At 59.2% G+C, this 15,374-nt stretch carries 13 protein-coding genes and 2 pseudogenes; 6 read left to right on the forward strand and 9 right to left on the reverse strand.

Translation table 11 applies throughout. The features are described from left to right. Positions 1 to 30: 30 nt before the first annotated feature. Positions 31 to 1,653, reverse strand: coding sequence for an acyl-CoA synthetase (locus tag SGN16_RS11750; RefSeq protein WP_335944108.1), 1,623 nt, complete (start codon positions 1,651 to 1,653; stop codon positions 31 to 33). Between the two features lie 235 nt (positions 1,654 to 1,888). Between SGN16_RS11750 and SGN16_RS11755 the strand changes: the two genes are divergently transcribed. Together SGN16_RS11755 and SGN16_RS11760 are read left to right on the forward strand one after the other, a co-directional pair. Continuing rightward, positions 1,889 to 4,174 (forward strand): PAS domain S-box protein, encoded by a 2,286-nt coding sequence (locus tag SGN16_RS11755; RefSeq protein WP_335944109.1) that lies wholly within the window; start codon positions 1,889 to 1,891, stop codon positions 4,172 to 4,174. Between the two features lie 4 nt (positions 4,175 to 4,178). Continuing rightward, on the forward strand, positions 4,179 to 4,814 hold the full coding sequence (locus SGN16_RS11760; protein WP_335944110.1) for a response regulator transcription factor: 636 nt from the start codon (positions 4,179 to 4,181) through the stop codon (positions 4,812 to 4,814). A gap of 9 nt (positions 4,815 to 4,823) precedes the next feature. Here SGN16_RS11760 and SGN16_RS11765 read toward each other — a convergent pair whose 3' ends face one another. Both SGN16_RS11765 and SGN16_RS11770 read right to left on the reverse strand, forming a co-directional pair. Beyond that, entirely contained in the window at positions 4,824 to 5,444 is a 621-nt protein-coding gene (locus SGN16_RS11765; protein WP_335944111.1) for a TetR/AcrR family transcriptional regulator, read from the reverse strand. Continuing rightward, a complete protein-coding gene (locus tag SGN16_RS11770) occupies positions 5,431 to 6,282 on the reverse strand; it encodes a 3-hydroxybutyryl-CoA dehydrogenase (protein WP_335944112.1) in 852 nt (283 codons plus the stop codon). The genes SGN16_RS11765 and SGN16_RS11770 overlap by 14 nt, the downstream gene beginning before the upstream one ends. A 205-nt stretch (positions 6,283 to 6,487) precedes the next feature. On the opposite strand from SGN16_RS11770, the gene SGN16_RS11775 reads away from it, so the two are divergent. After that, the gene (locus tag SGN16_RS11775; protein WP_335944113.1) at positions 6,488 to 7,501 is read left to right on the forward strand and encodes an AraC family transcriptional regulator; all 1,014 of its coding nucleotides are present in this window, start codon (positions 6,488 to 6,490) and stop codon (positions 7,499 to 7,501) included. Between the two features lie 26 nt (positions 7,502 to 7,527). Here SGN16_RS11775 and SGN16_RS11780 read toward each other — a convergent pair. Further along, positions 7,528 to 8,298, reverse strand: a pseudogene (locus SGN16_RS11780) (MFS transporter); the annotation flags it as partial. Between SGN16_RS11780 and SGN16_RS11785 the strand changes: the two are divergent. Further along, a pseudogene (locus SGN16_RS11785) lies at positions 8,298 to 8,393 on the forward strand (LysR family transcriptional regulator); the annotation flags it as partial. The pseudogenes SGN16_RS11780 and SGN16_RS11785 sit on opposite strands and share 1 nt — an antisense overlap. A gap of 663 nt (positions 8,394 to 9,056) precedes the next feature. Here SGN16_RS11785 and SGN16_RS11790 read toward each other — a convergent pair. The 3 genes from SGN16_RS11790 to SGN16_RS11800 all read right to left on the reverse strand — a co-directional run bounded on the left by SGN16_RS11790 (position 9,057) and on the right by SGN16_RS11800 (position 12,470). After that, a complete protein-coding gene (locus SGN16_RS11790) occupies positions 9,057 to 10,823 on the reverse strand; it encodes a S8/S53 family peptidase (RefSeq protein ID WP_335944114.1) in 1,767 nt (588 codons plus the stop codon). Positions 10,824 to 10,956: 133 nt separating this feature from the next. Then, positions 10,957 to 11,265 carry a hypothetical protein gene (locus SGN16_RS11795; RefSeq protein ID WP_335944115.1) on the reverse strand — a complete coding sequence of 103 codons (309 nt, stop codon included), beginning with the start codon at positions 11,263 to 11,265 and terminating at the stop codon, positions 10,957 to 10,959. Positions 11,266 to 11,366: 101 nt separating this feature from the next. After that, positions 11,367 to 12,470 carry a polyamine ABC transporter substrate-binding protein gene (locus SGN16_RS11800; RefSeq protein ID WP_210644192.1) on the reverse strand — a complete coding sequence of 368 codons (1,104 nt, stop codon included), beginning with the start codon at positions 12,468 to 12,470 and terminating at the stop codon, positions 11,367 to 11,369. Positions 12,471 to 12,608: 138 nt separating this feature from the next. Between SGN16_RS11800 and SGN16_RS11805 the strand changes: the two genes are divergently transcribed. Further along, positions 12,609 to 13,400: a LuxR C-terminal-related transcriptional regulator gene (locus SGN16_RS11805; RefSeq protein ID WP_210644194.1), complete on the forward strand. Its 792-nt coding sequence runs from the start codon at positions 12,609 to 12,611 to the stop codon at positions 13,398 to 13,400. Positions 13,401 to 13,466: 66 nt separating this feature from the next. Here SGN16_RS11805 and SGN16_RS11810 read toward each other — a convergent pair whose 3' ends face one another. Together SGN16_RS11810 and SGN16_RS11815 are read right to left on the reverse strand one after the other, a co-directional pair. Beyond that, positions 13,467 to 13,991, reverse strand: a complete 525-nt coding sequence (locus tag SGN16_RS11810) for a DoxX family protein (protein WP_335944116.1) — start codon at positions 13,989 to 13,991, stop codon at positions 13,467 to 13,469. Between the two features lie 73 nt (positions 13,992 to 14,064). Further along, positions 14,065 to 14,283, reverse strand: a complete 219-nt coding sequence (locus tag SGN16_RS11815) for a tautomerase family protein (RefSeq protein WP_135845974.1) — start codon at positions 14,281 to 14,283, stop codon at positions 14,065 to 14,067. A 255-nt stretch (positions 14,284 to 14,538) separates the two neighbouring features. Between SGN16_RS11815 and SGN16_RS11820 the strand changes: the two genes are divergently transcribed. Further along, positions 14,539 to 15,153 carry a hypothetical protein gene (locus tag SGN16_RS11820; protein WP_210644198.1) on the forward strand — a complete coding sequence of 205 codons (615 nt, stop codon included), beginning with the start codon at positions 14,539 to 14,541 and terminating at the stop codon, positions 15,151 to 15,153. The last annotated feature ends 221 nt before the right edge of the window (positions 15,154 to 15,374 follow it).

Consider the following 15,374-nt stretch of genomic DNA (forward strand, 5'->3'; position numbering starts at 1 on the left):
GCGATGCCTGGGGTGCTTTCGACGATCGGGCTAGAGATTCTTCGCCATGTCGCGCAGTACGAATTTTTGGATCTTGCCGGTGGAGGTCTTGGGCAACTGGGTGAAGACCACCGTGCGGGGCACTTTGAAACCTGCCAGGTGCTCGCGACAAAAACTGATGATCTCGGCTTCGCGCACGTCTTCATGGTCAGCTTTGAGGGTGATGAAGGCGCAGGGTGTTTCGCCCCACTTTTCGTCAGGACGGGCCACCACTGCGGCTTCCAGCACTGCCGGATGTCGATAGAGCACGCCTTCCAGTTCGATGGTAGAGATGTTTTCTCCACCGGAAATGATGATGTCCTTGAGCCGGTCGCGGATTTCCACATAGCCGTCGGCATGGGTCACTGCCAAGTCGCCGGTGTGGAACCAGCCGCCCTCAAAGGCTTCGGCGGTGGCGCTGGGGTTTTTCAGGTAGCCCTTCATCACGGTGTTGCCGCGCATGAAGATCTCACCGATGGTCTGGCCATCATGCGGTGTCGGTTCGAGGGTTCTTGGATCGGCCACCATCAGCCCTTCCAGGGTCGGGTAGCGTACGCCCTGGCGAGCCTTGATCTGCGCCCGCTGCTCCAGTGGCAATTCATCCCAGGCTGCGTGCCAGGCGCATAGGGTCACCGGCCCGTAGACCTCGGTCAGGCCGTAGACGTGGGTGACCTTGATGCCCATTTGCTCGACGGCGCCAATCACCTTGGCCGGTGGTGCCGCTCCTGCAACCATGGCATTGACCGGATGGTCGATCGCTGCCTTGGCCGAGTCGGGCATGTTCACCAGGGCGTTGAGCACAATGGGCGCGCCGCAAAGGTGGGTGATCTGATGTTCGCGAATCAGGTTGAGGATTTTCTGCGGATCGACCCGGCGCAGGAACACATGGACGCCAGCCAGGGCGGTCACGGTCCAGGGGTAGCACCAACCGTTGCAGTGGAACATCGGCAAGGTCCAGAGGTATACCGGGTGATTGCCCATGGCCCAGGTCATCTGGTTGCCCAGGGAGTTGAGGTAGGCGCCGCGGTGGTGATAGACCACGCCTTTGGGGTTGCCGGTGGTGCCGGAGGTGTAGTTGAGGGAAATGGCCTGCCACTCGTCGTCTGGCCACTGCCAGGCGAAGTTCGGATCGCCCTCGGCAAGAAACGCCTCGTAGTCCAGTTCACTGACCGCCAGGCCTTCGCCGTATTCCGGATCGTCAAGGTCGATCACCAGGGGCGGGTGGTCGAGCATGCCGATGGCCGCTTGTACCACGTCATGGAACTCACGGTCGGCGATCAACACCTTGGCTTCGCCATGCGCCAGCATGAACGCGATGGCCTCGGCATCCAGGCGTACGTTGAGGGCATTGAGCACCGCTCCGATCATCGGCACACCGAAATGCGCTTCAAGCATGGCTGGAATATTCGGCAGCATGACCGCCACCGTGTCGTTTTTACCGATGCCGCGCCCGGCCAGGGCTGAGGCGAGGCGTCGGCAGCGGCTGTAAGTGTCGGCCCAGGTGCGCCGGATCGAACCGTGGATCACGGCCGGGTAATCGGGATAAACGCTGGCAGTGCGCTCGATGAAGCTTAAGGGAGTAAGGGCGGTGTGGTTGACGCCGGTTGGCGCAAGACCTTGCTCGTAGATGGACATGGCTGGGTACCCGGTGGCTGATTATTAGCTCTATTGGCCGAGGTTCTCGTCGTCACGGCTGCCGGTGCTAGCTGAATCGCAGTGCGATTGTCGGCAGACACGTTTACTCAGAAAAGCTCGGTGACTTATCCGGGGGAATTTATATACTGTTTGCCGATTGATATGGAAGTACTACCTGAGTTGTATAGTATATATACCATATGTTGTTCGGCCTACTTTCACGACAGGTTTTCTGATGATCTCCACCTCCGTTCGCTTGCATGGCTGGTTGCGCCTGCAACGTGAAGGCATGGCCCTGGCGGCTTGCGCCGATGCCCTGTGCCGGGCCTTGCAGGATTGCGTGCAAATCCGTCGGGCGGTCTACCTGAGCTGGCATGCGCCAAGTGGCATCTATCGGCATGAGGGCTGTGCCCGGCATTTGCCGCCAGGGTTTGGTGATGCGCTGCAAAGCAGTGACCGGATACTTTTCCAGCGCTTGCAGGCCGAAGAGCGGCTGGAGCTGGCACAGGTGCGTCAGCTCGATTGCTGGCTGGCCGGTCGTCTGCGCCGCGCGGCCGTTGAGCATGGCCAGGTCCTGGAGTTGGCCCTGCAGCCGGGGCAGCAAGGCTTGCTGTTGGTTGAGCTACAGCCCGATGTGGGCCAGGATTGGTTGGTGGCGGTACACCAGTTGCTGAATCTGCTGCTGGCCAGTGTCGGCGGCCAGTTGCGCGACTCGCCGCTGCTCGGCCATGACCCGCAGCCAAGTGCGTTGCTTGATTCGCGAGGCCGACCGCTGGAGCTCAACGAGGCGCTGCTGGCGTTGCTCGAGCAACTGTCGCTGGTCGATGCCTTGAGTCTGTTGCCGGTCAGCCACGCGCACCTGGTACAGGCCTGTCTGACCCAGCAGCGAGCCATCGAGAACGTGGAGGTGCAGGTCGCCGAGCAGATTCTGGTCTGGACGTTCATTCCCGACCCCAAGGCCAATCGCGTGCTGGCCCGCTGTCGCCAGGCCACCGCGCAGATTCTCGCCGAGCGCGAGTCAGCCAAGGCGCGGCGCTTGTACCGGCTGATCACCGAAAACACCACCGACCTGATTTCCCGCCATACCCCGGACGGCTGTTTCCTCGATGCGTCACTGGCTTCTTGGACCCTGCTCGGCTATTGGCCGCAGGAGCTACATGGGCGCCAAGCTCGCAGCCTGTTCCATCGGCAGGACCAGGCCGACCGGATGCAGCGCACCCGTGATGCCCTGGAGCAGGACGGCTACCACACCATGACCTACCGCATTCGCCATCGCGACGGCCATTACTTGTGGTTCGAGACCGCGTGCCGTGCCATTCGCGAGACCTACACCGGGGCGGTGGTTGAAGTGGTCAGCGTGTCCCGGGACATCACCGCCCGGGTCCAGGCCGAAGAAAACAAGCGCAGGCTGGCGGAGGTGGTAGAGGCCAACACCGACCCGGTGCTGTTCATCCAGCCCGATGGCGCGGTGACCTACCTCAACCCGGCGGCGCGCCGCACCCTCGGCCTGGATGCGCAACAGAGCCTGCCGACGCTGGATGCCTTTCTCAGCCCCGAGGTGCTGGCCAGCCTGGAACAGGAGGGGTGGGATTATGCCGAGCGTAGCGGTCGCTGGAGCATCGAGGCGCGCCTGCAACCGCCGGCCGGTGGTGCTTCGGTGCCGGTGTCGCTGATGCTTCTGGCCCATCGAGCGGCCAGTGGCGAGCGTTTCTATTCGCTGGTGGCCCACGATCAGTCCGAACGCGAGTTGCGTGAAGCCCAGCAGCGTCATCATCAGGACGAACTGGCCCACACGGCACGCCTGGTGACCCTCGGTGAGCTGGCCTCGGGCATTGCCCATGAGATGAATCAGCCACTGGCGGCGGTGGTCAATTACGCTAACGCCAGCCAACGCTATTTGCAGGCCCTGGGCAGTCAATCCGAGGCCGCCGAGAAGGTGGCCCAAGGGCTGGAGCGGATCGCCGTGCACGCCAATCACGCGTCGGAGGTGATCAAGCGTCTGCGCGCCTTCCTGCGTAAAGGCCGCCGCCGCATGGAGGCCTTGGACCTCGGTGACGTGGCCCGGGCAACCACGCGCCTGTGCCTCTGGGAAGCAAGCAGTTGCCAGGTGGAGATCGTGGAGCGGTTGCCGGATAATCCGCCGCTGGTTTACGCCGACCGGGTGCTGCTGGAGCAGGTGCTGCTCAACCTGTTGCGCAACGCCATCGAGGCCAATCGCGAAGCCCATCCTGGCCAACCGTCGCAGATTGTCCTGGCGGTCGAACCGGGGAACAACGGTGGGGTGCAGGTCAGCGTCAGCGACCAGGGGCACGGCGTGCCGATGGCGCAACTGGAGCAGATTTTCACCCCGTTCTATTCCAGCAAGGTCAACGGCCTGGGGTTGGGGCTGTCCATGAGTCGCAGCATCATCGAAGGTTTTGGTGGCGAGTTGCAGGCTCGGCCCTTGGCCGTGGGCTTGCAGATGCGCTGCAACTTGCCGGCACCGGCCCTGGCCGGCTTGGCCCGACAACACGAGGAGTAAGGCAATGGTGGGTGTGGCGGAACAGGTGGTGTATGTGGTCGACGATGACCAAGGCATGCTCGACTCGACGGTCTGGCTGCTGGAGTCCGTGGGCCTCAAGGCCCTCTCGTTCACCAGTGGCCGGGAGTTTCTCGAGGCTTGCGACAACCGGCTCAATGGCTGCGTGCTGCTGGATGTGCGCATGCCAGGCATGGGGGGGCTCAACGTGCAGGAAGAGATGCGCAACCGCGGGCTGCGTCTGCCGGTGATCTTCGTCAGTGGGCATGCCGATGTGCCGATTGTGGTGCGGGCGTTCAAGGCTGGAGCCCATGATTTCATCGAAAAGCCTTACAACGAACAACTGCTGCTCGACAGTGTGCAACAGGCCTTGAGCCTGGCCGACGACAGCCAGACCGCCAGCGCCGGCCAGGCGCGGGTGCAGGCGCGGCTACAGAGCCTGACCCCGAGGGAAAATGACGTGTTGCTGCCTCTGGTCAGGGGTTATACCAACCGGGAAATCGCCGAGCAGCTTGGGGTCAACGTCAGGACCATCGACCTCTATCGTTCCCGGGTCATGAAACGCATGGGCGCCGAGAGCCTGCCGGAGCTGGTGGGCATGGCGATTGTCGCGGGCCTGGTAGATCCATTGCAGTTGCGCTGAGGGTTTGGCTCAGGCCGCAGTGACTCGCAATGTCGGTTCGGAGCCGACCTTGGGCGCCAACACCCGTTCTATGGCACCCGTGAGCAGGTTCTCCAGCAATTCATCGTGCTCGTGCTGCTCCAGGGACTGGTGCGCCAGCCAACTGGGCGCGCTGTTGAGCAAGGTGGCAATGGCGTGGCCGGCTGCGGCTATTACGCTGGAGGGGAGGCGCCGGGGAGCGCCCAGCATCAGCAACAGCCGCTGTTCGTATTGCTGGCGCAGATGCTCCACTCGCTGTTGCTGATCGACGTTGAGGCACCCGCTGTCGCGCTCCACCAGGCGAAAATGCCAGGGCATCTCTCGGTGCAGCTTGAGGTGGGCGCGGATCAACCGTTGCAGGTTGCCGCGCTTGTCCCGGGGCAGCTGTTCAATGCGCCCGAGCGTGGCCAGCAATTCTTCGAAAAACTCCTCGATCAGGTCGGCCAGCAGGTGCTGCTTGCTTGGGTAATGGTGATACAGCGAGCCGGGCGTCAGCCCCAGGTGGGTCGCCAGCTCGCGCATGCCGACCTGGCCGAAGCCCTTGCTGGCGAACAGCTCAAGGGCTTTGTCCCGGCTCTCGGCGAAGCGCGAGCAACGCTCAGCCATAGGCATGGAAACCCCGCCCGGACTTGCGCCCCAGGTAGCCAGCGGCGACCATTTCCTTGAGCAATGACGCAGGGCGATATTTGCTGTCGTTGAAACCTTCGTAGAACGCCTCCAGGATCGCCAGCAAGGTGTCCAGGCCGATCAGGTCGGCCAGGGCCAGCGGCCCGATGGGTTGGTTGCAGCCCAGGCGCATGCCCGCGTCGATATCTTCGGCGCTGGCCAGGCCTTCCTGGAAGACCAGGATGGCTTCGTTGATCATCGGCACCAGGATCCGGTTGACCACGAAGCCCGGGCGGTTGCCGGCGGTGATCGCGGTCTTGCCCAGCCGTCGGGCCATTTCCAGGGCCAGGGCGTGGGTCGCGTCATGGGTCTGCAGGCCACGAATCACCTCGATCAAGCCCATCACCGGCACCGGGTTGAAGAAGTGCAGGCCGATAAAGCGCTCTGGATGACTGACGCCGGCGGCCAGTTGTGTGATCGAGAGGGAGGAGGTGTTGGAGGCGATCACGCAGTCGTTGTCGACCTCAGTGGCAACCTGTTGCAGCAGTCGCAGTTTCAGCTCAAGGTTCTCGGTGGCGGCCTCGATCACCAGTTGGGCACCGGCCAGGCTGGCGTAATCGGTGCTGGTGCGGATCTTGTCCAGGGCGAGTTGTTTCTGCGCTTCGCTCAGGGTCTGCTTGGCGATTTGTCGATCGAGGTTCTTGGCGACGGTGACCAGGGCTTTTTCCAGGGCAGTGGAGGAGATGTCCAGCAAGGTCACTTCGAAACCGGCCAGGGCGCAGACCTGTGCAATGCCGTTGCCCATGGTGCCGGCGCCGATCACGCCGATAGTGTGCAGATGCATGTGGATTGCTTTCCTTATCAAGTGCGCTCCAGCGTGCGGCCACTGGCCTGCCCCTGGGCGCGGTCTGCTGGAGGGGCTCGACAGATGCTGCGCCGTGCCCCCTTAATGCCGCCAGTCTAGAGGTCGCCGTTGGGTGGGCCTATGCCAAAACTGTTCAGCGATGCTGGCGTTTTTTGCCATTGAGGAAGTGGGAGAAACTGGGTTTATGCGGGAAAAGGATTCGGTCGCGGTCTACTTCGTGCACACCATGATCCATGCGCTGCGGGACCAGCCCCAACGGCTGGCGGCGATATTGGCCGAGGCTGGTATCGACCCGGCGTTGCTGGGGCAGCCTGAGGCCCGCGTTCCAGCGAGCGCCTTTGCCGCTTTGTGGCTGATCCAGATTCGCGAACTACAGGATGAGTTCTTCCAGTTGGACTCCCACGGCATGCCGGTCGGCAGTTTTGCCCTGATTTGCCGGGGACTGATTCAAGAGCCCGACCTGGGCAAGGCTTTGCGTCAGTGCCTGGGCAACTTCGGTTTATTCCTGCGGGATTTTCGCGGCAGCCTCAGCGTGCGTGGCAAGCGGGCGGTGATCAGTCTGCAGACGTACTCGGCGGATCCGGATGCCTGCCGTTTTGGTGAAGAAACGTTCCTTGTGCTGATGATCAGCTTGCTGTGCTGGCTGGGCGGGCGGCGTATTCCTATCGATCGCGCGGACTTTCGTCAGTCGCGCCTGTCCCTCAGTGACGACGCGTTGCTCTGGGGGCCCAACCTGAGTTTTGGCACCGAGCACACGGAAATCGAATTTGCCAGTCGCTACCTGCGCTTGCCAGTCGTCCAGGACCTGGCCTCCCTCAAGGTATTCCTGCGCAGTGCGCCCCAGTGGCTGGTGATCCGTTTTCGCAACCAGCATGGCCTGGCAACCCGCCTTCATCAATGCCTGCGCCGCAGTCATTACAGCCAGTGGCCCACTCTGGAAGCCTTTGCCAGCGAACTGCGGGTGAGCCCCAGCACCTTGCGTCGACGTTTGGAGCGCGAGGGTTGTTCGTTCCAGGAAATCAAGGACGAGGTCCGCCGTGGGCTGGCCGTCGAGTTGCTGCGCCAGACCGACCGCAGCATCAGTGACATTGCCGAGCAGACCGGCTTTCAGGAACCCAGCGCCTTCCATCGTGCCTTCAAGAAATGGACCGGCGAAAGCCCCGGTCGCTACCGTGCACGCTTCCAGTCTGCTGGGTAGCAGTTCATGTCGACCTGGCGGAGGCTTTACTTGGCCGCCCTTGGAAAACCATGCCGGCTGGCAGCCCCAATCACTGTTAACGTGACAAGCAGAAGAACGATCAGGGCAGGGGCAAACGCAGTGACACCCAGGTGGTCCAGTAGCACGCCTCCGACAATTCCTCCACTGGCAATGGCCACGTTCCAGGCCGTGACCAACATGGACTGGGCGACATCCGCTGCATCTGCGGCCGTGTTGGCAATGGCCGTCTGGAATAACGTCCCTGCACCTCCGAAGGCGACTCCCCAGGCGCCCATCGCGATATAGACCGCAACCAGACTATCGCTCATTAACCACAGAGTCAGCACCACTAACAGTACAGGACGCACGCCCGCCAGCGTGAAAACGTGACTCAAGGAAAAGCGTTTATTAGCTGCTTGCCCAGGAAAGTCAGGCACCCTCAGGCGCACCCAGACCATCAAGGCGATTGCGAACAGGCTCATGATCGCGAAGCTCATGCGCCAACCGATCAGGTTGCCGAGCAGGGTGCCGGCGGGTACGCCCAGGGATAACGCCAGCGGCGCGCCAACCATGGCAATCGCGATGGCTCGACCTTTTTGGCGTTCCGGCACCATGCGAGCGGCATAGCCTGCCAACAATGCCCAAAGCAATCCGGCTGAAACGCCGCCCAACAAGCGGGCGATGATCGTCAAGCTGTAGCTGGTCGAGAGTGTCGTGACCATGTTGGCAACGGCGAAGCCGGCGATCGCGAACAGCAAAAGCGACCGTCGCCGCCGTACGCCTTGCGTGGCTGCCGTCCACCTTCCGCATGCTATGGCCTTCCAGCAAACATCTAGCGCCGAAGTTGCGGGTGTTCATTGATTTCATCAACGCTGAGTTGTTCAAGCGCTGAGGTTGATTCCTGGCTGGATCAATCGTTCGGTATCTCGCTTGCTAAGGCGCTGTCTTGGCGCCAGTGGAGACCAAACTACCGTAATCTTCCTCGCCTACGCTGCGCGCCTCGGTAGGTAGCCACAAACGCTCGCTGCGGCATTTGAATTTCACGCCCTTGCGTGGCGTCATGCCCCTGGCTGTCTCCATGCATATTGCCTTGGAGGCGTAAGTCGGCCCTGGCCTTCGTTCCTCAACACAGCCTTCGATGCCACTGCAAATGGCCATAACCATAAAGTAAACAGTCATCATCCTGGTGCTGCTCCCCTCGAGCGATGCGATTAGTACATCCTGCGTGGGCCCTGGTTGGGGGTACTTCAACGCGCAGTGGTCGAGCGAATGATGAGCCTGAGTTCTGAGCTCCAGCAATGGCATATTGATGCCGATCGTCGGAAAAATGTCACTTTCTCAGGGTTTTTTTATTTCGGCGAAATCGGCGCCATTATGTTGGCGTTTTTATGGTGGCGAACTGGTTTTTACCTATGAGAATGACCGCTGTGGCGACGTGCAGGATGGTGCGTCATCGCATGCTTGCAACCGCTGGATCATGGGCGCCATTTGCCGATAGATCACGCCATGACATGGGCTTCTGACCGGGCATCTGAAGGGATTGCCCGGGCTGCATTCAGCGCACGCGTTTGCGGCTCTGCTGCGCCAGATCCAGCGCCTTGTGCATGTCCAGCCGCGCCGAACGGCCCACGTCCTTGTCGTTGAGCTGATAGCGGCGTTCCGACGGCAGGATCGGTGCGGTGAGATCCTGCGCATCGGTCTGTTCGAAGTCGTGATTGTCGCCGATGGTCATCGCGCTGCGGCGCAGCAGCATGCGCAATTGCTCGGGCTGAAGTTGCGGATTGATGGACAGCATCGCTGCGAGCAGGCCCGCAACCATGGGCGTGGCGTAGGACGTGCCGCAATGCACTGCACCGACCTGGTCGGCGTTGGTCGTCGAGGCGTGAGCGCAGGCAGCGGCGGTGATGTCAACGCGCATGTCGATGTTCGAGGAGCTGCGCTTGACCGCGTAGGCCGGGTCGTCGATGGCGATGTCGGCGCGCTCGCTGCGTTGGTGCCCGCCGACCACCAGCAACTGCTCGGTGATGAAGGAGGAGGGCAGGCGGTATTCGTCGCTGCCCGAGAACGAAGACCCATTGCCGGCGGAATTCACCACCACCACATCGGGATGTTCCTTGCGCAGCCAGAGGAAGAACTCCTCTAGCAGCTCTTCGTAACCGCCCATCGCGATGCCCGAGCGCAGCAGGGAGTCCACGTCATCGCCCTTGACGTTTTTCGTGCCGACACGGTGGATACCCCAGCTCCAGTTGAGTACGCGTACGCCGTCCTCCACGAGGTTGACCGACGCGGCGATGTTGGCCGTGATACCGGCATCGGAATTACGTTCGACGATGATCTCGAAGCCACCGCTCGCCTTGTCCAGGCCACGGAGAAAACCGGTGTTGCCACCGTTGTTCCAGCTTGCGGCGAGGATACCGGCGACGGTCGTGCCGTGGTTGTCCGGCGTGCGCGCATCACGTGCGTAGACGCAGGTGCGCGGCACCGAGCAGGCCCCGAGGTAATCCGCGAAATCCACTGTGTCGAAATCCACATCACGCTCGATGAGGCCGATGCGCACAGGGTGCGGTTGGATGGGCGGCTGTCGCCCAGGGATGCGCCGCTGGTAGTAGTTCACCGCGTCGAGAAAGCGGTTCGCGGCCCATTCGTCGGAGTCCTGGGCCGGTTTCTTCGAGGCTTCATGGGGCGCGGTGGCGTGCTCGTTCTCTTCTGCCGCGGATTCCTCGACCACCACGGCATCCACGCTGGTCTCGCTGCCCAGGCGAAGCACCAGCGCATCGCGCTGCTCCAAGTCCCTGGCCGGCAGGCGCAGCTGGTACACGTTCAGGGGCGCGATGCTGCCGACGACCTTCGCGCCGTACTTGCGGGCCAGGCGCTCAGCTTCCTGGCGACCATCATGACTTTCCTCGATCAACAGGCTGACCAGATCGACGTAGGTAGTCAGGCCGTCCATGTTCTTCGCCACTTCGTCCGGCCCGGCGGCCAGTACGTGACTGTTGCGCAGGGTCAGCCAAACAGCATTGCTAGTGCGTGAACCGTCCTCTAGCCAGAGAGGGCCACTCTGGTAAGCGGCGCTGTCCAGACGCAACCTGAGGTTTTCGCCTTCGCGCTGGAGAGTGTCCGCGGGTATCGCCTTTGCACCCAGTTTCAGTTGCGGCGTTCCAGCACTCAGCCCGCGCACTGTCAGGCACCAGTCCTGGTGCCGGCTTTCCAGCAGGTCACCGCAGCGGTTCAGGGTTTCCAGGCGTAGCGGCTCTTGCGTAGCCGCCGCAGGGTTGGCAACCAGTGTGAACAGTGTAGCGAGGGCAGCGGATCGTAAGGGCATGGGCGAGGTTTTTCTGCCGAGAGTCCTTCATTCCGACTGCCACATTGCTCGCTTCGTTCAGAGGGATGATCATCGCAGGCTGTCGGCGAAGCCTGGCAGGGCGGCTCGCTCCCGAAAGATTGCACGATGGACGTTAGCTTGATTGGTGAACGTCCTTTTCAGCGGGTGCAAGTTCGGGAAACTCAACCTGCAGCGCCTTGTTGCCTCCGGCAATGAGCTTCGTCACAGCCTGGGTGATGTTGACACGCACCATCCCGGTCGAGATGGAATACATGGCCCAGGCTTGTTCAGGCGTGCAATGGATGATCTGTTCCTCGATCTCCTTGTAGGCTTTGTATTCGTCCGACTCCACGTAGCAGTTGTAATCACCTTGGCGCATGATTTTATCCTTCCCTAGAACCTCTGCGACAGCCCTCGAATCAGGGCTGTCCTTGTTCTCCATGTGATTTCCATTGCTCCAGCTAACCCCGTGCCAGGGTCGAAGAGGTCCTCCCAGCTGAATTAAGGATTGGCCGAGAGAAACAAAGGTGACAACCCTTCAGGTCAAGTACCACTCTTCACTTTGGTCCAGATCCGGGTACGGATACGCTCCAGTTTCAATGGCAATGGTTCAAGAGGAACAAGTGTCGCGACAGTCTTTTTGTCTGGATAGATCCAAGGGTTATCGCGCAGCGTTTGTTCGACAAACTCAGTGGCATCTTTATTGGCGTTAGGGTACAGCGTGTGATTTGAAGTCTTGGCAATGATGTCGGGTCGCAACATGTAATTAATAAACGCCATGCCTTCTTTCGGGTGGGGAGCGTCTTTCAATAAAACCAGATTTTCCGACCAGACCAGCGCGCCCTCGCGAGGAAGGCTGTAGGCGATTTTGCGTCCAGTGTTGGCCTTGTCGTTTATGGCCTGCGCCGCAAGAGCACCATTGGCCCAGCCGACCACTGCACAAATGTTGCCATCGGCCAGGTCAGCGTCGATTCGGGATGAATCGAAATAGACGACGTAGGGACGGATTTTCAGCAGCAGGGCTTGCGCTTTCTGGTAGTCATCCGGGTTCTTGCTGTTGCTGGGGAGCCCCAGGTAATGCAAGGCAATCGAAATGATCTCGCTGGGAGAATCAAGCATGGCCACGCCACACGACTTGAGTTTGCTGATGTTCTCTTCTTTGAAGATTAAATCCCAGCTATCGACCGGCGCATTATCGCCTAATGCCGCTTTGACTTTATCCACGTCATAGCCAATGCCGGTGGTGCCCCATAAATAGGGGACAGCGTAGCGATTACCAGGATCATTGACCGCAAGCTGGGACAAGATGGCAGGATCGATGTGTGACAAGTTGCTCAGTTGCTTGCGATCCAGAGGCTGAAGCACGCCGGCCTGGATCAGGCTTGGCAACACATTGGAGGTGGCCACAACCACGTCATACCCCGTGCGCCCAGCCATCACTTTACTTTGCATGATTTCGGCGCTGTCGAACGCATCCATGTGGAAGCGGGTGCCGGTTTCCTGCTCAAACTCCTTCGGCGTCTGTGGTGCGATAAACCCAAACCAGTTATACAGATACACCCCAGACTCTACAGCCCCTGCGGATGTGTTAATCCCGATACAAAGAAGAGAGGCTGAAAAAAAGCTGCGCAGACGTGACTTGTTCATACAACTATCCTTGTCAAGACGCTAGCCCTCATGGCCAGCGTAATCCCGGGAAGTGAATATACCGGGCATTGACGAATAGTAAATACCTACGAATACTTATCCGCGCCCAACGAATCCCTAACCCTAAAGGGGTAGAAAATGCCACTCGACCTTCATAGCCTGGCTTGGCACCGATCGATTGGAAAGCTGATCATGCGCTTGAATCGTCCAGAATTCTGGAGTTCGCTGGTTCGTGTGTTAAACGAGTATGTGCAGATCGATAACTGGGTTGTGTTGATCTTCAGTAATCAGCAAGTGCAAGTGGTGAGCCTTCCAGAAGTAGCAGATACAGAGGAGGTCGATGCGTTTATCCATCGCTATGTGAAGGAGCTTTATATGTTGGATCCGTTCTATATAGCGGATCGGGAAAATCCACAGAGTGGCTTTTTTCATATGCTGGATGTCGCGCCAGAGCACTTTCTTGAAACAGAGTATTATCACCAGTATTTTGAGCAGTATATTTCTGTGGATGAGGCGCAGTACAACGTTCGGCTCGATGCTGAAAGAACGTTGTGCGTGTCCTTTGGCAGTAATGTCCGGTTTAATCAAGAACAGATAACGATGCTTGATATTATCAAGCCCTGGGTGACTGCGCTGATGCACCAGCGCATGTGTTTTGAGGTTGATGTAGCAAAGGATGTTAGTGAGCCAGCGCCATGGCCGGAAACAATTGCCTCGCTGGGCACGCTAATAACCGCGCGCGAAAAGGATGTGCTCAAGTTGTTGCTGAGTGGCTTCTCTAATAAAGAGATTGCCGGAAAGCTTTCCTTGTCTGCGGAAACGATAAAAGTTCATCGGCGCAATATCTACACCAAGTTGAACATCAAGTCACAATCTGAGCTGTTTACTCGGTTTTTTACGCCGAAGCAGGATGTTTTCCCTGTCAGTTGAAGCGGCGTTCGAGCCTGGACATGATCTTCGCCTTTGCACAGTGTTCGTAGACATCCCACCGGCCACTTAACGCTGCCAGTGATCATCCCTGTCTGAACGATGAATTGCTACCCTGCGAGCCCTGTTCAAGTGCTCATCCAAAGAGTAGGGTCCGCCTCCACGCGCGACGATGTAGAGGGCGAGAAATCCCATCAGCACTGGGAACTCGATACCCCGATCTATCCAGGGCCAGGTCGGGCCGAGGGCATAGCTGATTGCAACCATTTCAAGGGCGATAGGCAATGCGACCAGCCTTGTGCCAAGCCCTATTGCCAACATGATCGCGCCAGCCGTCTCCAAGAGCATGACTAGAAAGGCGAGCTGAGCAGCAAAGGGTAATCCCATCACGTTCTGGATCAGGTTGATCGACCCGGCCATTGGGTCAGCCATCGAACCGTGGGAGGTGCGCAGAGCCTTCGGCAATCCGTGGGTAAAAAGCACGACAGCAAAGACGATTCGCAGCAAGGCGTACAGGTAAGGTTCGAATCTGGCGGCTTGTGCATTTGTAGAGGTCACTATGGAGCGCGGTGACGATGCGTTTTCCGTTGTCATGGCAGGTCCTTGGTTGTCAGCGTGCGCCCAGGTCGACAATCGCCAGGGCGTGCACCTCAGGCTTGCGTAGGCGTTATTGCCCTTTGGCCGGCAATCCCATCTTCTCAAGCGTCAGGGTCTCGTCGGCGCGGCCCCAGCCGCCGTCTGCCACTTCTTCGACAAGGACCATGGTGAACGGACGAACCTGCTCGCCGAAGTACTCGACAAACATCTGCGTGGTGCGATGGATGATCTCCTCTTTGCGAGCGTGGTCCAGGATCCCTTCGGGAAATTTGTAGTTTGCAAATGGCATGGGTTGACTCCGTTGGTTGAGAAACAAGGTTGGGAGAGCGGGGGCAGGGGCGTCTGGCGGATCTGCCAGCGAAGACAGCACGATGCTCCTGGAACGCATTCTTCTTGTTCAGGCCTACGGGATAAATCCTGTGAAGTTGCCATGTAAATTCAATGGCAACGAACAATCGACAGCATGGATCGTTCCACTTGCTTGGGCCAACTCGGACGACTAGGCTCATTGACACTATCCGGAGTGTCGCAGGGAGGCGTGACCATGAGCCCGAAAAGAGTGAGGAAGCAGTATTATTTGAACCCATTTGGAAAGGGCGATAAGGCGCTTCAGACATCCCGAAGCAAGTACAAACTAAAAGAGGAAGTTAATGCGGTGGTGATAGAACGCCTTACTCCGGGCTGCCTGAAGTCGGTTGAAGGGTATGCAACGCTAATCATTGATGGTCATGGTTTTCGTGAGGACAACTTTCAGAATATCATCAGCTCCGCTGAGTCTGGCGGGGATAATTTGTCAGATGGGGCATTGGCCGAACTTGTGGCCAAGACTTGGGAGTTACCGCAAAGCCACCGCAAAATTCGTATGCTCGCCTGCTGGGGGTTCGGCTTTGCTCGACTATTTGCCATGCAGTTAGGCACGAGAGGTTATGACTCGATTTGTGTGGCGGGATATTTGGGCAAGACGAGTCCCGGTAGTTGGGAGCCCGCTACTGGCAGAGGAAGGACCGAAGTTGATATGGATAATGGGGAGGGTGGACAGTACGGAAAAGATCGCCTGGTTTGGTTCGACTCACAAGGAAATCAATGCGAGAAGCCAGATGTGGGCTATGGAGGAACCCAATTGTACTCAAATGCGCAAGACGGTAGGTGGGATGATTGAACGTTGGCAAGCGTATGAGTTCCTGAGTGCTTGGGAGGGGTCAAACAAGTCGAACTGGACGGGCGGGAACTACATTCCGAACAGGGTGATTCCATGCGATAGGCGAGAGTAGGAACACGGCGACAAGGAAAGCTACCTGGGACAGGTAGAACGGTTCGAGCCACTGTTGCTTCAACGCCACGTAAAAAGTGTTATGAGTTACGTCAACCAAAATGATCGTG

Origin of the sequence: Pseudomonas sp. G166 (genome assembly GCF_037027455.2) — a bacterium.
Taxonomy (GTDB): Bacteria; Pseudomonadota; Gammaproteobacteria; order Pseudomonadales; family Pseudomonadaceae; genus Aquipseudomonas.